This is a genomic window from Streptomyces sp. NRRL B-24484 (assembly GCF_000717715.1).
Lineage (GTDB): Bacteria > Actinomycetota > Actinomycetes > Streptomycetales > Streptomycetaceae > Kitasatospora.
In genome coordinates this window covers 46482-67724 of the sequence record NZ_JOAI01000054.1, presented here as the reverse complement: position 1 = coordinate 67724, position 21243 = coordinate 46482, and the positions used below count along the sequence as shown (strand labels likewise).

The 21243-nt window shown below is 74.7% G+C and carries 21 protein-coding genes; 6 read left to right on the top strand and 15 right to left on the bottom strand.

From position 1 onward, the window contains the following. The first annotated feature begins 70 nt into the window (after positions 1-70). The gene (locus tag IE98_RS0135770; RefSeq protein WP_078661567.1) at positions 71-1684 is read left to right on the top strand and encodes an FtsK/SpoIIIE domain-containing protein; all 1614 of its coding nucleotides are present in this window, start codon (positions 71-73) and stop codon (positions 1682-1684) included. A 255-nt stretch (positions 1685-1939) separates the two neighbouring features. Continuing rightward, a complete protein-coding gene (locus tag IE98_RS0135765; RefSeq protein WP_030276069.1) occupies positions 1940-2314 on the top strand; it encodes an RNA polymerase-binding protein RbpA in 375 nt (124 codons plus the stop codon). Positions 2315-2470: 156 nt separating this feature from the next. Here the strand turns inward: IE98_RS0135765 and fxsA are convergent, their stop codons facing one another. The 6 genes from fxsA to IE98_RS0135735 all read right to left on the bottom strand — a co-directional run bounded on the left by fxsA (position 2471) and on the right by IE98_RS0135735 (position 8778). Further along, positions 2471-3037, bottom strand: a complete 567-nt coding sequence (fxsA, locus tag IE98_RS0135760; protein ID WP_030276067.1) for an FxsA family membrane protein — start codon at positions 3035-3037, stop codon at positions 2471-2473. 53 nt (positions 3038-3090) lie between these two features. After that, positions 3091-4746 carry an apolipoprotein N-acyltransferase gene (lnt, locus tag IE98_RS0135755; protein ID WP_052391429.1) on the bottom strand — a complete coding sequence of 552 codons (1656 nt, stop codon included), beginning with the start codon at positions 4744-4746 and terminating at the stop codon, positions 3091-3093. A 179-nt stretch (positions 4747-4925) separates the two neighbouring features. Continuing rightward, positions 4926-5768, bottom strand: coding sequence for a phosphatase PAP2 family protein (locus IE98_RS43620; RefSeq protein WP_052391428.1), 843 nt, complete (start codon positions 5766-5768; stop codon positions 4926-4928). Between the two features lie 25 nt (positions 5769-5793). Then, a complete protein-coding gene (locus IE98_RS0135745; protein ID WP_030276062.1) occupies positions 5794-6387 on the bottom strand; it encodes a TetR/AcrR family transcriptional regulator in 594 nt (197 codons plus the stop codon). Positions 6388-6647: 260 nt separating this feature from the next. Next, positions 6648-8261 carry an amidohydrolase gene (locus IE98_RS0135740; protein WP_030276060.1) on the bottom strand — a complete coding sequence of 538 codons (1614 nt, stop codon included), beginning with the start codon at positions 8259-8261 and terminating at the stop codon, positions 6648-6650. A 76-nt stretch (positions 8262-8337) separates the two neighbouring features. Next, positions 8338-8778 carry an Lrp/AsnC family transcriptional regulator gene (locus IE98_RS0135735; protein ID WP_030276058.1) on the bottom strand — a complete coding sequence of 147 codons (441 nt, stop codon included), beginning with the start codon at positions 8776-8778 and terminating at the stop codon, positions 8338-8340. A gap of 253 nt (positions 8779-9031) precedes the next feature. On the opposite strand from IE98_RS0135735, the gene IE98_RS0135730 reads away from it, so the two are divergent. The 4 genes from IE98_RS0135730 (at position 9032) to IE98_RS0135715 (ending at position 13574) form a co-directional block, all read left to right on the top strand. After that, positions 9032-9445, top strand: coding sequence for a hypothetical protein (locus IE98_RS0135730; RefSeq protein WP_063749066.1), 414 nt, complete (start codon positions 9032-9034; stop codon positions 9443-9445). 466 nt (positions 9446-9911) lie between these two features. Continuing rightward, a complete protein-coding gene (locus tag IE98_RS0135725; RefSeq protein WP_052391433.1) occupies positions 9912-10499 on the top strand; it encodes a uridine kinase family protein in 588 nt (195 codons plus the stop codon). A gap of 390 nt (positions 10500-10889) precedes the next feature. Beyond that, positions 10890-12794, top strand: coding sequence for an AAA family ATPase (locus IE98_RS0135720; RefSeq protein WP_063749063.1), 1905 nt, complete (start codon positions 10890-10892; stop codon positions 12792-12794). A 90-nt stretch (positions 12795-12884) separates the two neighbouring features. Beyond that, complete coding sequence (locus IE98_RS0135715) at positions 12885-13574, top strand: DUF1275 family protein (RefSeq protein WP_052391426.1); 690 nt, start codon at positions 12885-12887, stop codon at positions 13572-13574. A 29-nt stretch (positions 13575-13603) separates the two neighbouring features. Here the strand turns inward: IE98_RS0135715 and IE98_RS0135710 are convergent, their stop codons facing one another. The 9 genes from IE98_RS0135710 to IE98_RS0135670 all read right to left on the bottom strand — a co-directional run bounded on the left by IE98_RS0135710 (position 13604) and on the right by IE98_RS0135670 (position 21121). Continuing rightward, positions 13604-14644 carry a hemolysin family protein gene (locus IE98_RS0135710; RefSeq protein WP_030276049.1) on the bottom strand — a complete coding sequence of 347 codons (1041 nt, stop codon included), beginning with the start codon at positions 14642-14644 and terminating at the stop codon, positions 13604-13606. Continuing rightward, the gene (locus IE98_RS0135705) at positions 14641-15990 is read right to left on the bottom strand and encodes a hemolysin family protein (RefSeq protein WP_030276047.1); all 1350 of its coding nucleotides are present in this window, start codon (positions 15988-15990) and stop codon (positions 14641-14643) included. The genes IE98_RS0135710 and IE98_RS0135705 overlap by 4 nt, the downstream gene beginning before the upstream one ends. Positions 15991-16177: 187 nt before the next feature. After that, complete coding sequence (locus IE98_RS0135700; RefSeq protein WP_030276046.1) at positions 16178-16624, bottom strand: PH domain-containing protein; 447 nt, start codon at positions 16622-16624, stop codon at positions 16178-16180. Between the two features lie 62 nt (positions 16625-16686). Continuing rightward, positions 16687-17535, bottom strand: a complete 849-nt coding sequence (gene hisG, locus IE98_RS0135695; protein WP_030276044.1) for an ATP phosphoribosyltransferase — start codon at positions 17533-17535, stop codon at positions 16687-16689. Positions 17536-17582: 47 nt separating this feature from the next. Beyond that, on the bottom strand, positions 17583-17855 hold the full coding sequence (locus IE98_RS0135690; protein WP_030276043.1) for a phosphoribosyl-ATP diphosphatase: 273 nt from the start codon (positions 17853-17855) through the stop codon (positions 17583-17585). A gap of 171 nt (positions 17856-18026) precedes the next feature. Next, positions 18027-18500, bottom strand: coding sequence for a 6,7-dimethyl-8-ribityllumazine synthase (gene ribH / locus IE98_RS0135685; protein ID WP_030276041.1), 474 nt, complete (start codon positions 18498-18500; stop codon positions 18027-18029). Between the two features lie 55 nt (positions 18501-18555). Beyond that, positions 18556-19818: a bifunctional 3,4-dihydroxy-2-butanone-4-phosphate synthase/GTP cyclohydrolase II gene (locus IE98_RS0135680; protein WP_030276039.1), complete on the bottom strand. Its 1263-nt coding sequence runs from the start codon at positions 19816-19818 to the stop codon at positions 18556-18558. After that, entirely contained in the window at positions 19815-20402 is a 588-nt protein-coding gene (locus IE98_RS0135675) for a nicotinamide mononucleotide transporter family protein (RefSeq protein WP_078661570.1), read from the bottom strand. The genes IE98_RS0135680 and IE98_RS0135675 overlap by 4 nt, the downstream gene beginning before the upstream one ends. Positions 20403-20458: 56 nt before the next feature. After that, complete coding sequence (locus IE98_RS0135670) at positions 20459-21121, bottom strand: riboflavin synthase (protein ID WP_030276036.1); 663 nt, start codon at positions 21119-21121, stop codon at positions 20459-20461. Positions 21122-21243: the final 122 nt, after the last annotated feature.

The following is a 21243-nucleotide window of genomic DNA, read 5'->3' as shown; positions in this document are numbered from 1 at the left end:
GTCCCACCCCGTCCCACTGCCGCGCCACCGCCCCGCCCCCATCCCTGTCCCACCGCTCGGGGAGCCCGCCATGTCCCTCACCCGCCATCTCCACCGCGGACGCGACCTCGCACGCACCGCAGGCGACCACACCGCCGACATGTTCGCGCCGCTCACGCTCATCGGCCGCGGGCTGCGCCACCACGTCGAGTGGACGAAGAGCCGCTGGGCCGCGACCCCCAAGGAGCGGCGCGGTCCCACGCTGTTCCTGACCGCCGCCCTGGTGCTCGGCGTCTTCCTGCTGCCGCACGGCCTGCTGTTCACCCTGGCCGGCCTGATGGCGAGCGCCGCCTGGGCCGGCCGCCGGCCCAAGGCCGCGGCCGCCCCGGAGCCCGACGCCGCCGACCTGAAGCTCGCCGCGCTCTACGCCGCCCTCACCCCGTACCTGGCCGGGCCGGACGACATGAGCCCGCTCTACACCCTCGACGGCCACTACAAGAACGCGTTCGGCGGCTGGGAGTTCGACGGTGACGGCCGGCTCTCCGCACTCGAGATCGCCTACCCCGCGTACTTCACCGACACCGAGCCGGCCGCCCGGGCCCGGATCGAACAGGTCGTCCAGGGCAAGGCCGGCCGGGCCCGGGAGTACCGCTTCGACTGGGACGAGGAGTCCAACCGGCTGCGGGTCACGGCCCTCGCGCCGCTGGCCACCGACATCGTCGCGCAGCGCTTCGTCACCGCCCCGGGCGAGATCGTCCTCGGCTTCACCGACGGCCTCGGCAGCAGCCGGACCATCCCGGTCACCCAGGGCGGCACCGTCGCCCAGCAGCCGCCGGCGGTCTGGCGGGTCGGCCCGCGCAGCGCCGAGCCGCACCTGCTGGCGCTCGGCTCCGCCGGCTCCGGCACCTCCACCCTGCTGCGCTCGATCGCGCTGCAGGCGCTGCCGCACGGCGACCTGGTGGTGATCGACGGCGCCGGCACCGGCGAGCACGCCTGCCTGGTCAACCGGCCCGGCGTGCACACCGTCGAGACCAGCCTGCACGGCGCGGTCGCCGCCCTGGAGTGGGCCGCCAAGGAGACCGAGCGGCGGCTCGGCCTGCTGAACGCGGCCCGGCACCACGGGGTCGCCGCCCCCGAGGAGGCCACCCGGCCGCTCTGGCTGCTGCTCGACCACCCCACCGAGCTCAGCGAGCTGGCACAGGCCGAGGACCGCCCCGACCCGCAGGACCTGCTGGAGGTCCCGCTGCGGCACGGCCGGGCCGCCCGGGTCACCGTGGTGATCGCCGAGGACGTGGAGGCGATGGCCCGGCTGCGCCCGACCGTCCGCGCCGCCACCCGCACCAGGGTGGTGCTCGGCCCGGTCACCCCGGACCTCGGCCGCGCCGCGCTCGGCGCCGCGCTGGACATCACCCCGGCCGCGCACACCCCGGCCGGCCGCGGCTACGCCCGGGTCGGCGCCACCGCCCCCGTCCGGCTGCAGGTGCCGGCCACGGTCGACCCGCTGGACGAGGACGCGCCGGCCCAGCTGCGGGACGCGGTGATCGCCCTGCTGCCGCACCGGGACACCCGCACCGAGGCGGCCGCCCCCTCCGCGCCGGCCGCCGCACCGACTGCGCCGACCGACCGGGCCGAGGACCTGGTCGCCGAGCTCGGCGTGGAACTCGGCAAGGACGCCGGGGCGGTCCGCCCGCGGCCGGTCTGGTGAGCGCCGTTCGGAGGATCGGCCGATCGGGGAGCCGTGTGCGGCGTCCGGGTGATCGCTCTGTGCGCCAGTCGTGGCACGCAGGGTGACATCCCCGTCCAGATGTGACAAATCGGGCGCCGATGGGTACAAACGTGGGCGGCACGACAGGCGACGCATGTCCCCGGACGGGAATCTTCGTCGACGGCCGAGCGTTGACCGAACGACGAAGACAGCGACCACTAGTCCTGTGGGCCATAAGCCCGGGAGGCACGATTCATGAGCGAGCGAGCTCTCCGCGGCACGCGACTCGGGGCCACTAGCTACGAGACCGACCGTGGTATCGATCTGGCTCCCCGCCAGACCGTCGAGTACGCATGTCAGAACGGACACCGTTTCGAGGTCCCCTTCTCCGTGGAGGCGGAGATCCCCTCGGTGTGGGAATGCCGTTTCTGCGGCCAGGAGGCCGTACTCCTCGACGGCGAGGAGCCGGAGGAGAAGAAGACCAAGCCGACGCGCACCCATTGGGACATGCTGATGGAGCGTCGGACGCGCGAGGAGCTGGAGGAGGTGCTGGCCGAGCGGCTGGCCGTTCTCCGCTCCGGTGGCATGAACCTCGCGGTGCACCCGCGCGACAGCCGCAAGAGCGCGTGAGGTCCTCCCCCGGCGATGCCGGGGGCGGCACCGACAACCGTGAAGGGCCCGGACGAAGGTGTCCGGGCCCTTCGGCATGCCCGGAGCCGGGCAGGCCGGGAGGCGGCACCCCGACGCCCCCGGGCGGCCGGCCCGGGGGCGTCGGGAACGGTCGGCTCAGCCCGCGATCGGCGGACGGTACTCGGTGTCCGGACCGGCGCCGGTGCCGGGCTCCACCACCTCGCCCTGGATCACCGTGCCGCCGGGGCGGTGGATACGCAGCTGCTCCTGCAGCCGCATCGCGTCGGCGAGGCGGTCCTCACCGACCGGGGTCGTCGACCGCAGCACGTCCCGGGCGGCCCGGCGGGCACCGGCCCGCCACAGCGCCCGCGTCGGCGGGAAGAGCAGCGTCAGCGCCAGCACGTCCGAGAGGAAGCCCGGCACGATCAGCAGCACGCCCGCGAGGACCGTCATGGTGGTCGGCGTCTGCGCCTGCTTCGGCTGTGGATCGCGGCTCTGCTCCACGGCCGCCGAGAAGGCCCGTAGCCCCGCGCGCTTGATCAGCCAGCCGCCGGTGAACACACCGGCCAGCAGCAGCACCAGGACGCCGAACCAGCCGGTCGCCGAGACCACCACCGTCAGCAGCCAGATCTCCAGCACCAGCCAGGCGGCGACGAGCAGGGGAAGCACCCGGCGCAGCGTGCTGCGGCGCGCCGGCCGGGCCGTGGTTGCTTGCTGGGACACGGACGGATCCACTCCGGAGGTGCTCTCCCACCGGCCGGACGCTCCGGCCGCGACTACGGCACCACCTGGTCCAACGGTTCCGCCGCCTCGGGTGTTCCGCCGGAACGGCGCCGGCGGACGGCACCGGCGGCCACGAGTCCGCAGGCCAGCAGGCCCGCGGCGGCCAGCGCCCACTCCGGGGCGGCGCCGACCCGGTCGGCCACCGTGCGGGAGTCGCGCAGCGGCACGGTGGCGTTGAGCACCGCGGGGGCGAGCTCCTTCGTCCGGGAGACCACCGAGCCGTCCGGGGCGATCACCGCGCTGATGCCGCTGGTCGCCGCGATCAGGACGGCGCGGCCGTGCTCGACGGCGCGCAGCCGGCTCATGGCGAGCTGCTGCTCGGTCTGGCCGGTGCGGTTGTAGGTGGCGTTGTTGGTCTGCACGACGAGGACCCGGCCACCGTCGTTGACGGTGTCGCGGACGATCTCGTCGTAGGCCACCTCGAAGCAGATGACGTCGCCGATCCGGGCCGGGCCGAGCTGCATCACGCCGTTGTGGTCGCCGGGGTAGAAGTCGCGGGCGACCCGCTGCAGGCGCGAGATCACCTTGGAGAGCTCGGCGCGGAACGGCACGTACTCGCCGAACGGCACCGGGTGCTGCTTGGTGTACGAGGCGCCGGGACCGGTGGACGGGTTCCAGACGATGCCCTCGTTCTGCACGTGCTGCGCGTCCGGGCCGTCGACCAGGGCGCCGACCAGGGTCGGCACGCCGACCGCGCGGACGGCCTGGTCGATCCGCTGATAGGCGGCCGGCTCGGAGAACGGGTCCAGGTCGGAGGCGTTCTCCGGCCAGATGACGACGTCCGGCTTGGGGACGCGGCCGGCGGCGATGTCCGCGGCGAGCTTCTCGGTCTCGCTGGCGTGGTTGTCGAGGACCTGCATCGGGCGGCCCAGGAAGTCCATGCCGGGGTGCGGCACGTTGCCCTGCACCAGGGCCACCTTCACCGTGTCGTCGCCCTTGGTCGGGACGGGCACGACCAGGCCGGCGAGCAGCGCGGCCACCGCGCCGAGACCCGCCAGCGCGGCGGCCTTCGGCGAGCGGCGCGGGCCACGGCGCAGCCGCAGGGCGGCCCAGGCCAGCAGGGTGCCGCAGAGCGCCACGGCGAAGGTCACCAGCGGGGCGCCGCCGAGCGAGGCCAGCGGGGTGAACGGGCTCGCGGTGTTCGCGAAGGCCAGCCGGCCCCACGGGAAGCCGCCGAGCGGCAGCCGGTCCCGGGCCCACTCCTGTGTCACCCACAGGCAGGCCGCCCAGAGCGGCCAGGCGCGCAGCCGGGAGGTCGCGGCGAGGCCCGCGCCCATGGCGGCGACGAACAGCGCCTCGATCACCGACAGGCCGACGGTCGCGTCCCAGCCGACCACCCGCAGCCATGCCAGCAGGCCGAGGAAGAACGGGAAGCCGAAGGCGAAGCCCGTCCAGGCGCCCTGGCGCAGGGTGCGGCCGCGGGTCAGCAGCGACAGCGCGGCGACGCCGACGATCGACAGCGGCCACAGGTCGTACGGCGGGAAGGCGGCGACCGTCAGCAGACCGGCGAGCACGGCCAGGCCCGTCCTGGGCAGGCCCGCGCGGATGCGGGCGAGCCGTCCCGGACGTTCGGGCCGCTCGGGCCGCGGGCGCGCGGCGCTGTCCGCCTCGTCCGCCACCGGCCGCTCCTGTTCCACCGGCAGTGCCACCTGTACACCGTCCCTCTGGCTGTACCGCCTGGTCCTTCGGTCCGCCCCGGTGGGCGGCCGTCCGAAGACGGTACCCCGGATCAGTGTGCATCCGGGTGGTCGGGGGTGCGGCGGGGACGCTCCCGGCGGGGCCCCGGCAGGGGTCCCGGCCGCGGGCCCGTCGGGGTCACCGGCCGAGGTCAGGGCGTGGTGGTGGCGGTGGTGGCCGGGCGGACGGGGGCGGTCGGCCGGCGCTGGCCGGGCAGTCGCAGCGGCGGCGGGGCCCCGGGGGAGGTCGGCGGGCGGAGCAGCAGCAGGGCGGCGCCGGTGAGCGCGATCGCCACGATGCCGTCCAGCCAGTAGTGGTTGGCGGTGCCGACGACGACCAGGTACGTCACCACCGGGTGCAGCAGCCAGAGCCAGCGCCAGCGGGAGCGGGTGGCCGCGATCAGTCCGACCGCGACCGTCAGCGCCCAGCCGACGTGCAGCGAGGGCATCGCCGCGAACTGGTTGGACAGGCTGTCGGTCGCCGGGTCCCCGTACACCGCCGGCCCGTACACCCGGGCCGTGTCGACCAGGCCGGTCACCTCCAGCATCCGCGGCGGCGCCAGCGGCAGCAGCAGGTGCAGTGCCAGGCCGGCGCCGGTGAGGACGGTCAGCACCCGGCGTATCCACACGTAGTGCCCCGGGCGGCGCCAGTACGTCCAGAGCAGGAAGAGCACGGTGGCCGGGAAGTGCACCGTTGCGTAGAAGGCGTTCGCGGCGTGCACCAGCAGGTCGCTGTGGAGCAGCAGGTCCTGGACGCCGGCCTCGCCCGGGAGGTGCAGGGTGCGCTCCAGGTCCCACACGTCGGCGGCGTTGCGGAAGGCCCGCGGGACGTGGCCCTCGGCGGCGACCCGGCCCAGCCGGTAGACGGTGTAGAGGACGGCGATCAGGAGCAGCTCGCGGACGGGGTGCGGGCGGGCCGGCTGCGCCGGGCGGTCGGGCTCGTGCCGTGGGGCGGGCCGGTCGGTCGTGGAGGGCGGCGGGTCGGCGGGTGGCATGTCCGTCCTGGGGAGGGGTGGGTGGTCAGAGGCCGAGGGCGGGGAGCACCACCGCGTCGACGTAGCGGGCGAGGTACTCCGGGTCGGCCTCGACGCCCTCCAGCAGCGGTCGGGCGGCGAGGGCGCCCAGCACCATGTGCGGGACGAAGGGCGCGGCCGGGCAGTCCGGGGCGAGCTCGCCCCGGCGGACCCCGCGGTCGAGCATCGCGGCGAGGGCCGCCGTCTCGGGTTCGACGACGAGCGTGCGGAAGGCGCGGAGCAGGTCCGGGTCCTTGTGCATCGCCTGGCCGAGGGCGCGCATCAGTGCCGCGTCCCGGAGGGAGGTGGCGCAGCGGAGGCGGAGGAGCTCGCGGAGGTCTCCGCGGAGGGTGCCGGTGTCGACGTCGGCGGCGGTGATGGGGCGGCAACTGCGGAGGGCCGCCGCGACCAGCTCCGGCTTGCCGTTCCACTGGCGGTAGAGGGTGGCCTTGCTGGAACGGGTGCGGGCGGCGATCGCGTCCATGGTCAGCGCGTCGTACCCCGCCTCGCGGAGCAGCTCGATCACGGCCTCGTACAGCTCGCGCTCGCGCTCCTCGGTCAGGCGGCTGCGGCGCGCCCTCGGCTCGGCATCCGACGCCATGGCGACCTCCCGGCGAACAGCACGGAACGAAACGGTTTCGTACTCACCCTACGCCCACGGACTCACGGGAAGCACACACAGGGGCGCCGGGGGCTGCGCGAAACGGAAGGGCACACCGGTCAGCGGCTCGTGAACGGCGGACGCACCGCCGTTCCGGACCTACTGGTCGGGTTCCTTCCGGAGTCGCGCAGTTCCGCCCCCGGCCTTCGGCCGGGAGGTGCCCCCGGCGCCCCTGGGGGCGCCACCCCTGGTGGTGGCTCTCAGGCCTGGTGGACGGTGCGGCCGCGGACGACGGTGCGGAGGCAGGTGGGGAGGGGGTGACCGGGGGTGAGGTCGGGGAGGCCGGGGGTGCCGGAGCGGGGGTCGGTGGACCAGCCGGCGACGCGGGAGTCGGGGGCCTGGACGACCAGCTCGTCGACCTCCCAGACGGCGTAGCTGGCGACCGCGCCGGGCACCAGCACCCCGTCCGCGTCCCGCCCCAGTGCCCGCCAGCCGCCGCGGGTGTGGGCGGTGAACGCGGCCCGGACGGAGATCCGGTGCTCCGGGGTCCGGTGGAAGGCGGCGGCGCGGACGGTCCCCCACGGGTCGAGCGGGGTGACCGGGGCGTCCGAGCCGAAGGCCAGCGGCACGCCGGCCCGCAGCATCGCGGCGAAGGGGTTGAGGGCGGCCGCCCGCTCCGCACCGAGCCGCTGGACGTACATGCCGTCGGGTCCGCCCCAGGCGGCGTCGAAGGCGGGCTGGACGGAGGCGGTGAGGCCGAGTTCGGCGAAGGCGGCGATGGACTTGTCGTCGAGGTGCTCGGCGTGTTCGACGCGGTGCCGCACGGCGCGGACCCGGTCGAGTCCGACCCGGTCGGCGGCGGCGCGGACGCCCGCCACGACGGCGTCGACCGCGGCGTCGCCGATGGCGTGGAAGCCGGCCTGCAGTCCGGCCTCGGTGCAGGCGGCGACGTGGCCGGCGATCTGCTCGGCCGTCAGGTAGGCGGTGCCGTGGACGGGGGCGTCGGCGCTGCCGGCGTCGCGGTAGGGGGCGTGCAGGCAGGCGGTGCGGGAGCCGAGCGCACCGTCGACGAAGAGGTCGCCGCCGGCGCCGACCGCGCCGAGGCGGCGGGCGGTGTCGATGCCGCCGAGTTCGCCCCAGTAGCCGAAGACCTCGGGCCCGTCGCCCTCGGCGGCGAGCGCGAGGAGTTCGGCGAGGTCGTCCTCGGAGGAGATGTCGGGCCCGGCGCACTCGTGCAGGGCGCCGATGCCGAGTGCGGCGGCGCGGGCGAGGGCGGCCCGCTGGGCGGTGCGCCGCTGAGCGGGGGTCAGGTGGGCGAGGGCGGTGCGGCGGACGGCGTGGTGGGCGTCGCGGCTGAGCGGGCCCTCGGGGTCGTGGCCGGGGAGGTCGGCGAGGTCGGCGGCGAGGGCGCGCAGGGCGGTGGTGGCGAGCGCCGAGTGCACGTCGGTGCGCGACAGGTAGGCGGGGGCGCCGCCGGTGGCGGCGTCGAGTTCGGCGAGCGTCGGCGGGCGGCCCTCGGGCCAGCCGCTCTCGTCCCAGCCGTGCCCGATGAGGACGCCGTCGGTGGCGCGCGCGGCGGCGGCGATCCGCTCCAGGGCCTCGGCGAGGGTGGGGCAGCCGGTGAGGTCGAGGCCGGTCAGGGCGAGGCCGGTGGAGGTGGCGTGCACGTGGGCGTCGACGAAGGCCGGGGTGACCAGGGCACCGTGGAGCTCCACCACCTCGTCGGCGGTGTCGGCGTACGCCTCGGCGGCTCCGTCGCTGCCGACCCAGGCGATGTGTTCGCCCTCGACCAGCATGGCGGTCGCGAAGGGGTCGGCGGGGCTGTAGACGTTGCCGCCGCGCAGCAGCACGGTGCGGTTGGTGCGTTCGGTCATGGGGCCAGTCTGCACCCCGGGGGCGCCGGGCCGGTGCTCCGGGGCGCCGGGCCGCGCTCCCGGTCGGAGCTGCGGGTCAGAGCTTCGGGGGGCGCGCCTCGTACGGGGTGGAGAGGACGACGGTGGTGCGGGTGGAGACGCCCGCGGCGGAGCGGATCCGGGCGAGCAGGTCCTCCAGGTCGCCGGGGGCGCCGACGCGGACCTTGAGGATGTAGTTCTCGTCGCCGGCGACGCTGTGGCAGGCCTCGATCTCGGGGAGGCCGACGAGCCGCTCCGGGGTGTCGTCGGGGGCGCTCGGGTCGAAGGGCTTGACCGAGATGAAGGCGGTCAGCGCCAGGTCGACGGACTCCGGATCGATGATCGCGGTGTAGCCGCGGATCACCCCGCGCTGTTCGAGACGGCGCACCCGCTGGTGCACCGCCGAGGTGGACAGGCCGGTGGCCTTGCCCAGGTCCGTGTAGCTCATCCTGCCGTCCTGCAGGAGCAGCTGGACGATGCGCTGGTCGAGATCCTCCACAACGCGCAAACCTACTCGATGGTGCGGGGCCGCGTCGCCACCGCGTCGGCGCACCGGTCCGGACCGGTGCGCCGACGGCGGCCGGGGGGGCGCACGGGGAGCGGGTGCGGCGGCACATGCCGCGGGAATGTGGCGAAGGCCACAGCCCGTGCATCACCGTGCGCCGCTCCGCAGGGTTATGACCCCCCGTCGGCGGGAAGTGCTGCTGGTGGCCGGGGACGACGTGGGCCCGGCCCGATCCGAGGGGGATCACATGCCTGCCATTGACCACCGTCCGCGCAGCGAGGACGAGGAACGGACCGAGTTCGAGTTCACCCTGGGGGTGGACCCGGGCGAGGCCGACACCTGGGAGATCGTCCGGGTGCACTGCCCGTCCTGCGACCGTCCGATCGCCCTGATCGGCGACGAGGAGCGGCTCCCGCAGCACGCCGTGCTGCCGACCGCCTGGCACCCCTTCTCCGCGGCGCTCTGCCCGGGCACCGGCTCGCCGACCGACGAGCTCGCCGAGTGCGAGGAGCCGGTCGAGGACGGCGGCGCCGGTCTGGCCGCCCTGCTCTCGCTCCCCGCCGAACTGGACTGGCGCACCCAGCCGTTCTCGCACGCCGGTGCGCCGGCCGACGGCCCGGCGCGGATCCCCGCGCAGCGTTCCCGCTCCGGCCGGCGCTGACCGCCCGGCGGACGACGCCCGTGCCGGTCCGCCCGGCACGGCCCGCCTCCCCGGCGGAAGCCGCCCTTCGGGCGGGGTGCCGCGCGACCGCCGGCCGCCCCCGCGGCCGTCGGTGTCCCCGCCGGTGCGGGTGGCTCCGCGGCACCGCTCTCCGTTCCCTCCGCCCGGCGGGGTGGTCCCGGGTCCTCCCGCGCCCGCCGATCCCTCCCCCGACACGCCCGATCGCCGGCAGCCCGGTCCTCACCGGATCGGACGAGGCCGGTGCGCGGCCGTGCCCGCGCGCCCGGGTGATCCGCGGCGCGGCCCGGTTGACGGCACGGACGGGGCCCGCGCGACGCGGGCGGCCGTGCTGGTCGGGCGGCACGGCGCCGATCCGGCCCGGCCCGACGGGCCGCGTCCGGCCGGCGGCACGCGTGCCCGCTCCGGATGCTCCGGTCCCGGCGGTGCGCCGCCGTACGCTGGCCGCATGACGGAACTCGGTGATCTCGCGATCCGGCTGGCGGCGCTGCCGCCGTCCCTGGGCCCGGTCCGGCTGGTCGCGGTCGACGGGCACGCGGGCTCGGGCAAGACCGGCTTCGCCGACAAGCTCGCCGCCGAACTGGGCGGTGCCCCGGTGGTGCACCTGGACGACCTGGCCACGCACGAGGAGCCCTTCGGCTGGACGGGGCGGCTGCACGACCAGGTGCTGGCGCCGTTCTCGCGCGGCGAGGACGCCCGCTATCCGGTGTACGACTGGGAGCGGCACCGCTTCGGCGAGCCCTGTACGGTGCCGGCCGCCCCCGTGGTGCTGGTGGAGGGCGTCGGCGCGGGCCGGCGCGCGGTGCGCCCGGTCCTCGCCCACCTGGTGTGGATGGAGCTTGACGCCGCGTCCGCGAACGCCCGCGGGCTGCTGCGGGACGGTCCCGAACTGGCGTCGTTCTGGCAGAGCTGGATCCGCGCCGAGCGCTCGCACTTCGCCGCCGACCCGAGCCGTCCGCACGCCGACGTGACGGTCGACGGGATCACCGGGAGGATCGTCGGGTGTACCCACGGTGAGCCCGCATCACCCTCTTGACCTGGGCTGTCGCCAGGATTTAAGTTCATGGCGTCGCGAGATTGGTTGATCTCGCAACCTCTCGACACGGCATCTCCGGCTTGTTCCCCCGTGAGCCGGAGATGCCGTTCTGCGTTCGCGACCTCGTCGCGCACCCCTCAACGGCCGCACTGCCACGGATATTTGACCCGGCGCGGCACCCTTCCGGATCAGCTCCGCCCCGGTACGATTCCAGGCAGGCGCGCATGCGCCCCGGGGGCTGCGCGAACTGACGGATGGTCCGTCCGGCGATCCGTCGGCCGACCGGGCCTCGATGCACACTGCGGGGGGCGTGGGGTGACGGTGGACAGCGGCAACGGTTCGGGTGGCACAGGACCGCACAGGCAGGCCGACCGGGCCTGGCTCAGGGCGATGGACGCGTACGCGGCGGGCTCCTACGCCCGCGCCGAGGAGGAGTTCCGTACGGCCGTCCGGCTCGACCCGGGCATGGCCGACGCCTGGCTCGGACTGCACGCACTGCGCTGCGACACCTCCGGCGCACTGCTCGCGATGCACCGCCACCGGGCCCGCTTCGGCGAGCAGCGGCTGCGCCACCGGCGCCCGCTCAGCTCCTGGTACTGGCTCGGCTGGTGGGTGCAGCCGGTGCTGGAGGACGCCCGCGACCTGGCGCTCGCGCACGCCTCGCACTGGCTGGACGGCCGGCACCTGGCCGAACTCGACCGTGCCCTGGCGGACTGCCCGCCGCCCGACGAGGACCCGTCGGTGCGCTTCCTGCAGGCCTGCCGCTCCTACCTGGTGAAGGACTGGGAGCAGCTGATCCGGGACACCGACCGGCTGCTGGACGACCCGCTGCTGGGCATCGAGGCCGGCCTGTTCGGCGGCATGGCGAGAGTCAGGCTCGACATGTGCGCGCAGGCGCAGGCCCCGCTGGCCGCCTCACTGGCCCGCTGCCGCTCGGAGCAGCCGCAACGCAAGGAACTGCGCTACTGGCTGGCCCGCGCCTACGAGGGGGCCGGTCGCAGCGCCGCCGCACTGCCGCTGTACCGGGCGGTGCACCGGGCCGACCCGGCGTTCATGGACACCGCCGCCCGGCTGGCCGCGATCACCGCCGAGGACGCCGCGCTGGACGGCCTGCTCGACCCGCTGGACCTGCCGGAACCCTTCGACGGGCCGGACGTGCTGGACGCCGTGGAGACGGTGCCGGAGACGGCCGCCCCGATGGTCCTGCCGCCCGGTTTCGGGGAGCCGGCCGATCTGGCGGACACCTCGGGCTTCTCGGGCCTGTCCGGGGCGTTCGGGCGCACCGAGCCGGGCGGGGCGGCCGCGCCGGCGGCGGCGGAGCCGGTGGCGGAGCGCTCGGGCGCCGCCGAGGCGGCGCCGGCGGCGCCCCCGCGCACGCCCGGCGAGGCCGAGGCGGCCGGCGGGCCGTCCGCAGCGGGCACCGCCGCGGGGAGCCTGCAGCAGGAGCTGGACGCGGCCCTCGCCGAGTTGGAGCGGATGGTCGGCCTGGACCCGGTGAAGCGGCAGGTGCGGGCGCTCTCGGCGCAGCTGCGGATGGCCCGGCTGCGGGCCGAGCGGGGGCTGCCGGTGCAGCCGCCGAAGCGGCACTTCGTTTTCTCGGGGCCGTCCGGCACCGGCAAGACGACGGTGGCGCGGATCCTCGGCCAGGTCTTCCACGCGCTCGGCCTGCTCTCCGGCGACCACCTGGTGGAGGCCCAGCGGGCGGACCTGGTGGGCGAGTTCCTCGGGCAGACGGCGGTGAAGGCGAACGAACTGATCGACTCGGCGCTGGACGGCGTGCTGTTCATCGACGAGGCGTACAGCCTGTCCAACTCCGGCTACAGCAAGGGTGACGCCTACGGCGACGAGGCGCTGCAGGTGCTGCTGAAGCGGGCCGAGGACAACCGGGACCGGCTCGTGGTGATCCTGGCCGGCTACCCGGAGGGGATGAACCGGCTGCTGGCGGCCAACCCCGGCCTCAACTCGCGGTTCACCACCCGGGTGGACTTCCCGAGCTACCGCCCCGGCGAGCTGACCGAGATCGGCCGCAGCCTGGCGCTGACGGGCGGCGACGGCTGGGACGAGGACGCCGCCGAGGAGCTCTCCTCCATCTGCGCGCACGTCGTCACCGAGGGCTGGATAGACGAGCTCGGCAACGGCCGGTTCATCCGCACCCTGTACGAGAAGTCCTGCGCGTACCGCGACCTGCGGCTCAGCGCCCACGGCGACCTCCCCAGCCGGGAGGACCTCGCCACCCTCCGCCTGCCGGACCTGCTCCAGGCGTACGGCGAACTGATCGACGGCCGCACCGGCTGAGCCCCGCCGTCCCTGGGCCTTCCCGGTGAGCGGCCGCTCCCCCGCGGCCGGTCTCCGCCGCCCGGCCCGGCGCGGCTGGTATCAACAAGGGTGCTCGCGACGACCCGGCGCCCCGCCCCGCAGACCGTGGCGCTGCTGCTGCTGACCGCCGTCACCGGCATCGTCGAGGCGGCGGGCTTCCTCGGTCTCGGCCACGTGTACACCGCCGTGATGACCGGCAACATCCTCTTCCTGGGCTTCGGACTCGGCGGCGCGCACGTGTCGGTGGCCGGGGCCGGACTGGGCCTCGCCGCGTTCTCGCTGGGCGCGCTGCTCGGCCACCGGGTGAACGAGGCGCTGGTGCGGCGGCACGGGGAGCGCTGGCCGCCGCCCGCGGTGGCCGGGGTCGGGCTGCTGCTGGCGGTCGGCGCGGTGGCCGCGGCCGGCCTGCCGGAACAGCGGGGCCTGCCCTCGGGCCGGGCGCTGGTGGTGCTCGCCGTCCTCGCGCTGGCGATGGGCTGGCGGAACGCCGTCGCGCTGCGGATCGCCGCGCCGGACCTTCCGACCACCGTGCTCACCCGCGGGCTGACCGGCCTGCTGCGGGTGCACGCGGAGATGGACTCGCGCGAGCGGGCCGCCTCCGCGGTGGTCGTGATGTGCGGCGGCGCCGCGCTCGGCGCCCTGCTGCTGCGGGCCGGACCGGCGGTCCCGCTGGCGGCCGCCGCGGCCGTGGAGCTCGCCTCCGCCGCGCTGTTCGCCGTGTACGGCGGGCGGGAGGACGCCGCCGGCCCCGTGCGGTGAGCACGGGGCCGGCGGATCGGGCTGCGGCGTTACAGCGCGGCGCTGCGGTGGTCCGGGTCGTGGACCTCGCCGACCAGCTCCTCCAGGACGTCCTCCAGGGCGACCAGGCCGAGCTGACAGCCGTCGGCGTCGACGACGGCGGCCAGGTGGGCGGCGGCCCGGCGCATGGCGCCGAGGGCGTCGTCCAGCGGCAGTCCGGCGCGCAGCTCGGGGATCGGGCGGCGCAGCCGCTCGGGCATCGCCGCGTCCGGGTCGTCCAGGTCGAGGATGTCCTTGACGTGCAGGTAGCCGAGCACGGTGCCGGCGGCGTCGGCCACCGGGAAGCGGGAGAAGCCGGTGCGGACGGCGAGCCGTTCGACCTCCCGGGCGCTCACCCCGACCGGCACGGTGACCAGCTGGTCGGGCTTCAGCAGCACCTCGGTGACCGGCCGCTCGCCGAGCTCCAGGGCGTCCTCCAGCCGCTCCTGGCGCTGCTCGTCGAGCAGTCCGGCGTCGGCGGAGTCGGCCAGCAGGTGCAGCAGCTGCTCGCTGTTGAAGACCGACTCGACCTCGTCCTTGGCGTCGACCCCGAACAGCCGCAGGACCGCGTTGGCGAAGGCGTTCAGGAAGGCGATGAACGGGCGGAGGATCCGGGCGAGGCGGTCGAGCGGCGGGCCGAGCCAGAGCGCGGCCTTCTCCGGGCCGGCGAGGGCGATGTTCTTGGGCACCATCTCGCCGACCACCATGTGCAGGAAGACCACGACGGCGAGCGAGACCGCGTAGCTGAGCAGGTGCATCAGCGACTCGGGCACGCCGACCGCGTGGAAGGGGTCGTGCAGCAGGTGGGCGATGGTCGGCTCGGCGAGGGCACCGAGGCCCAGCGAGCAGACGGTGATGCCGAGCTGGGCGGCGGCGAGCATCGCGGAGACGTTGGACAGGGCGTGCAGCACGGTGCGGGCGCGCCGGTTGCCGGACTCGGCGAGCGGCTCGATCTGGCTGCGGCGCACCGAGATGACGGCGAACTCGGCGCCGACGAAGAACGCGTTGCCGAGCAGCAGCAGGACCGCTGCGGCGAGTTGGAGCGCGGTCATCGGTCCTTCCCCCCGTCCGTGCCGTCCTCGCCCGCGAGGTCGGGGTCGGTGCGCTGGATCCGGACGCGGCCGGTACGGTGCCGGTCGACGGCGAGCACGGTGAAGCGCCAGCCGGGCAGTTCGGCGGTGTCGGCGACGGCGGGCAGCTTGCCGAGCAGGTCGGCGAGCAGGCCGCCGAGGGTCTCGTAGGGGCCCTCCGGGGCCTGCAGGCCGATGATCTCCAGCTGGCCGGTGCGGGTGAGGCCGTCGGCCTCCCAGACGGGCAGGCCGTTCTCCGGCGGCATCGGCCGCAGGTCGGGCTCGTCGGCGGGGTCGTGCTCGTCCTGCACCTCGCCGACGATCTCCTCGACGATGTCCTCGACGGTGACGACGCCGGCGGTGCCGCCGTACTCGTCGACCACGACGGCCATCGGCTGCTGGCGGCGCAGCCGGTCGAGCAGTTGCTCGGCGGGCAGGGTCTCGGGGACGAGCAGCGGCGGGGAGGCGAGGTGGGCGACGCGGGTGTGGCCGCGGCGGTCCTCGGGGACGGCGAGCGCGTCCTTGAGCGTGACGGTGCCGGTGATCTCGTCCAGGTTGTGCACGTACACCGGGAAGCGGGACAGGCCGGTGGCGCGGACGAGGTTGACGACGTCGGCGGCGGTGGCGTCGTGGTGCAGGGCGACCACGTCGATCCGCGGTGTCATCACGGACTCGGCGGTGAGCCGGCCGAGTCCGAAGGTGCGCACGAACAGCGTCGCGGACTGCTGGTCTATCGCGCCCGCGCGGGCGGAGTGCCGGGCCAGGGCGACGAGTTCGGCGGGGGTGCGGGCGTGGCCCAGCTCCTCCTGCGGTTCGATGCCGAGCGCGCGGACCATCTTGTCCGCGGAGCCGTTCAGGAAGCTGATCAGCGGGCGGCAGGCGGCCGAGAAGGCGCGCTGCGGGCCGACGACCGCGTACGCGACCTGGAGCGGCCGGGAGATCGCCCAGTTCTTCGGGACGAGCTCGCCGATGACCATCTGCAGCACGGTGGCGCCGATCATGCCGATCACGACGGCGGCGCCGCGGGCGGCACCCTCGGACAGGCCGATCGCGGTGAACACGGGCGAGAGGATCACGGAGAGGGCGGGCTCGGCGAGCATACCGACCACCAGGGAGGTGATGGTGATGCCGAGCTGGGCTCCGGAGAGCTGGAACGACAGGTGCCGCAGGGCCTTGGAGAGGCTGCGCGCCCGGATGTCGCCGGCCTTGGCGGCGCGTTCGACGGTGCCGCGCTCCACGGTCACGAAGGCGAACTCGGCGGCCACGAAGAGGCCGTTCGCGAGGATGAGCAGGAAGGCCGCGAGCAACAGCAGCCAGGCGGTGGTCATCGTGCCGCCTGCTTTCCGAGCGTAGGACGCAGGGCGGCGCAGGTACTACCGGACGGATCGTCCATGGACGGGGAGTGTCACTCCTCAGGTCGGTTCGGGGACGGCGGGCACTTTTGCCCTGGCTTTACCAGCCGTCACCAGCCTAGACGATACCGAACGAGTGTAGGGATCCCGCCCGAGCGGGCCGTCAGCGACGCGCCGTCCCGCGCTCGTCCACGAGGTCGCGCAGCGTCCGGGCGGCGGTGATCGCCTGTTCCCGGCCGGCGGCGGGCTGGATGCCGACCGCGGCGAGCGAGGTGCCGTCGGCGAGGTCGAGGATCACCCAGGGGTCGCCGGCCCGCAGGTTGACCCGGACGATCTCGGCCCAGGCGAGGCGGCGGCTGCGGACGAAGTTGACCACCGTGACGCCGTCCTCGTCGGCGCTCACCCGGGGCCGGGCGAGCATCAGGCCGACGCCGGCGAAGAGCAGCCCGCTGAGCACCATCATGGCGCGGTCGTTGGTGTGCCAGTTCGCCGGGAGGATCACGGCGAGCACGGTGAAGACGATCACCAGCACGGCGCAGAGCGGCAGCAGCACGTAACGGTTGCGGCGCGGCGACCAGGTCATCGGCAGGGCGGCGGCGGGGGTCGACAACGGGGTGGCTCCAGGAAAGCGCGGGGCGGGGGCCGGCCGGCCCCCGCCCCGGGAAGGATCGGTCAGAGGCGGCAGGCGTGGATGTTGGTGACCAGGATGGCGCGGGCGCCGATCGCCCACAGGTCGTCCATGATCCGCTGGGCCTCCTTGCGGAGCACCATGGACCGGACGGCCACCCAGCCCTCGGTGTGCAGCGGCGAGACGGTCGGCGACTCCAGGCCCGGGGTCAGGGCGACGGCCTCGCCCACCTTCTCGGCGCGGATGTCGTAGTCCATCAGCACGTACCGGCGGGCCACCAGGACGCCCTGGAGGCGGCGCAGGAACTGCTCGACGCCCGGGTCGTCGCCGGCGCCCTTGGGGCGGATCACCACGGAGTCGGAGACCAGGATCGGGTCGCCGAACACCTCCAGGCCGGCGTTGCGCAGGCTGGTGCCGGTCTCGACGACGTCGGCGATGACGTCGGCGACGCCCAGCTGGACGGCGGTCTCGACCGCGCCGTCCAGCTTGGTGACGGTGGCCTTCACCCCGCGCTCGGCGAGGTGCTGCTCCACCAGGCCGGTGTAGGAGGTGGCGATCCGCATGCCCTCCAGGCCCTGCACGTCCTCGACCTGCACGCCGACCGGGCGGGCGAAGCGGAAGGTGGAGCCGCCGAAGCCGAGGGCCAGCACCTCCTCGGCGTCCGCGCCGGAGTCCAGCAGCAGGTCGCGGCCGGTGATGCCGACGTCGAGCCGGCCGGAGCCGACGTAGACGGCGATGTCCCGCGGCCGCAGGAAGAAGAACTCGACCTGGTTCTCCGGGTCGACCAGCACCAGTTCCTTCGGGTCCTTGCGCTGGCGGTAGCCGGCCTCATGCAGCATCTCCGCCGCGGGACCCGAGAGAGAACCCTTGTTGGGAACGGCGATGCGGAGCATGGGAGACGGTTCCTTCGCTGTGGGAGGGGTGGCTGACACGGATGCGGTCAGAGGTGGGCGTACACGTCGTCGAGCGTCAGCCCGCGGGCGATCATCATCACCTGGAGGTGGTAGAGGAGCTGCGAGATCTCCTCGGCCGTCTGCTCGTCCGACTGGAACTCGGCGGCCATCCAGACCTCGGCGGCCTCCTCGACGACCTTCTTGCCGATCGCATGGACGCCCTGCTGGACGAGCTGCGCGGTGCGGGAGGACGAGGGGTCGCCGGCGGCGGCCTTCTGCTGGAGCTCGGCGAAGAGCTCCTCGAATGTCTTCGAAGCCATGATGGGCTCACCATACGGGGTGCGGGCTGACCGACGGTAAACGGTTCCGGACCGTGGACAGTCCGGTGGGACAATCCCCGCCCCTCGGGGGCGCGGACACCGCCCGGGGGCGCGGGACGACCGTCGGGGGCGCCGGGAGACGGTCCCCGGCGCCCCCGCGTGTGCACTGCCCTAGGCGATGCCGCGCAGCGCGACCGCGGTGGCGACGGCGGCGGTGACCGCCTCGTGGCCCTTGTCCTCGGCCGAGTCGGGCAGGCCGGCGCGGTCCAGCGCCTGCTGCTCGTTGTCGCAGGTCAGCACGCCGAACCCGACCGGGACGCCGGTGTCCACCGCGACCTGGGTCAGGCCCAGGGTGGCGGCCTCGCAGACGTAGTCGAAGTGCGGGGTGCCGCCGCGGATGACGACGCCGAGGGCGACCACGGCGTCGTAGCCGCGGTCGGCGAGGCGCTTCGCGGCGACCGGCAGCTCGAAGGTGCCGGGCACCCGCAGCACGGTCGGCTCCTCGATGCCGAGCTCCTTGAGGGCGCGGTGGGCGCCGTCCAGCAGGCCGTTCATCACCTGGTCGTGCCACTGCGCGGCGATCACCGCGACCCGCAGGTCGCCGCAGTTCTCGATGGTCAGCTCGGGGGCTCCGTGGCCGCTCACGTCGTACTTCCTCTGTCTCGAAGGCTGTGCTGGTGGTCGTGCGGAAGGCGGTGGCTCAGGAGTCGGCGTCGAGCCACGGCAGGTCGTGGCCCATCCGGTCCCGCTTGGTGCGCAGGTAGCGCTCGTTGTGCTCGCCGACCCGGACCTCGACGGGCAGCCGGCCCTTCACCTTGAGGCCGTGCTCGGTGAGCGCGTTCTGCTTGTGCGGGTTGTTGGTGAGCAGGGTGAGCGAGCGGACGCCGAGGTCGGCGAGCATCTGCGCGCCGATCGAGTAGTCCCGGGCGTCGGCGGGCAGGCCGAGGTCCAGGTTGGCGTCGACGGTGTCGCGGCCGCGCTCCTGCAGCTCGTAGGCGCGCAGCTTGTGGCTGAGGCCGATGCCGCGGCCCTCGTGCCCGCGCAGGTAGAGGACGACGCCGCGGCCGGCCTCGGCGACCTGGCGCAGCGAGGCCTGCAGCTGCGGGCCGCAGTCGCAGCGCAGCGAGCCGAGGACGTCGCCGGTGAGGCACTCGGAGTGCAGCCGGACGAGGACGTCCTCGCCCTCGGGCAGCCGGCCGTCCGCGTCGAGGCCGCCGGCGACCAGCGCGAGGTGCTCGACGCCGTCGATGGTGCCCTTGTAGCCGACGGCGGTGAAGTCGCCGTACTCGGTGGGCAGGGCGGTGACGGCGGCCCGGCCGACGTGCAGCTCGGTGCGGCGGCGGTAGGCGATCAGGTCCTCGATGGAGATGATCGCGAGGCCGTGCTCGCGGGCGAAGGCGACGAGTTCGGGCAGCCGGGCCATGGTGCCGTCGTCGTTGACGACCTCGGCGATGGCGCCGGCCGGGGTGAGGCCGGCCAGCCGGGCGAGGTCGACGGCGGCCTCGGTGTGGCCGGGGCGGACGAGGACGCCGCCGTCCACCGCGCGCAGCGGGAAGACGTGGCCGGGGCGGGTGAGGTCGGCGGCCTCGGTGCCGGACGAGGAGAGCAGCCGGATCGTGCGGGCGCGGTCGGCGGCCGAGATGCCGGTGTCCACGCCGTCCCGGGCGTCGACGGAGATGCTGTAGGCGGTGCCCTTGCGGTCCTCGTTGACGGCCGTCATCGGCGGCAGCTTGAGCCGGTCGAGCTCCTCGCCGGTCATCGGAGCGCAGATCACGCCGGAGCTGTAGCGGATGGTGAAGGCGAGGAGCTCGGGAGTCGCGGCGGAGGCGGCGAAGACGATGTCGCCCTCGTTCTCGCGGTCCTCGTCGTCGACCACGATCACTGCGCGGCCGAGGGCGATGTCGGCGACGGCGCGCTCGACCGGGTCGAGCACCAGGTCGTCGCCGGAGTGCTGGATGGTCATGCCGTGACTCCCTGGGGGTTCTCGGTGAACGAAGGACGGGCCGTGCGGGTGCTCAGCCACCAGGTGCGCAGGCCGAGCAGCACCAGCACGAAGTAGATGGCGAAGGTGAGGGCGGAGAAGACGTAGCCGTGGGTGTAGGAGTACGGGACGCCGATCAGGTCGACGGCGATCCAGGCGAACCAGAACTCCACCCAGCCGCGGGCCTGGGCGACCATCGCCGTCAGGGTGCCGACGAAGATGTAGGCGTCCAGCCAGGGCGCCCAGGAGAGCTTCGGGAAGGCCATGAACACACCGGCCACGGCGGCGGTGCCGAGCGCTGCGCCGGCCACCAGCAGGGCGCGCTCGCGCCAGGTGGCGAACCGGACGGCGACCGTGCCGCCGTCGCGGCTGCCGCGCTGCCACCGGGCCCAGCCCCAGGCCGCGGTGACGATGACGATCAGCTGCTTGCCGACCATGCCGGGCGCCTGCCCGCCGAGGAAGGCGACGACCAGTACGGCGCCGGCGAGCAGCTGGACCGGCCAGCTGAGCACCGAGCGGCGCCAGCCGAGGGCGAGCGCGGCCAGGCCGAGCAGGTTGCCGATCATGTCGGCCCACTTCACCTGCTCGCCGAAGGCGGTGAAGGCGACTCCGGTCAGCGCGCTCACGAGGCGTCCCCGGTGAGGTGGTCGGGCAGGGTGCGGGTGTCGAGCAGCCGCTCGACGTACTTGGCGAGGACGTCCACCTCGAGGTTGACCGGGTCGCCGACGGCCTTGGTGCCGAGGGTGGTCAGTTCGAGGGTGGCCGGGATCAGCGAGACGCTGAAGGAGTCGAGGGCGGCGTCGACCACGGTCAGGCTGACGCCGTCCACGGTGATCGAGCCCTTCTCGACCAGGTACCGGGTGATGGACTGCGGCAGCGAGAAGCGCAGCACCTCCCAGCGGGGGTTGCCGTCGGCGTCGAGGTCGCCCGGGGCGCGGGAGAGCAGTTCGCCGGCGGCGTCGACGTGGCCCTGGACGAGGTGCCCGCCGAGCCGGGCGCCGAGCGCCATGGCCCGCTCCAGGTTGACCCGCGAACCGGGCTCCAAAGCGCCGAGGCTGGAGCGCTTCAGCGTCTCGGCCATCACGTCGGCGCTGAACTCGCCGCTCTCGGCGGCCAGTTCCTCGGGACTGTCGACGACGGTCAGGCAGACGCCGTTGACCGCGATGGAGTCGCCGTGCTTCGCGCCGGAACAGACCACCGGGCCGCGCAGGCGGATGCGCGAGGAGTCGCCGATCTCCTCGATGGAGACGACCTCGCCGAGCTCTTCGATGATGCCGGTGAACACCCGGGTACTCCTCGCGCTTAGGGGCGCGGACTCCGGGGCGGCACGGGAGATGACGCGGACAGCACGACCGGGAGGGAACCCACCCCGGCGCCGTCGCCGAAGAGAGCTCTCCTGTCCGCTCA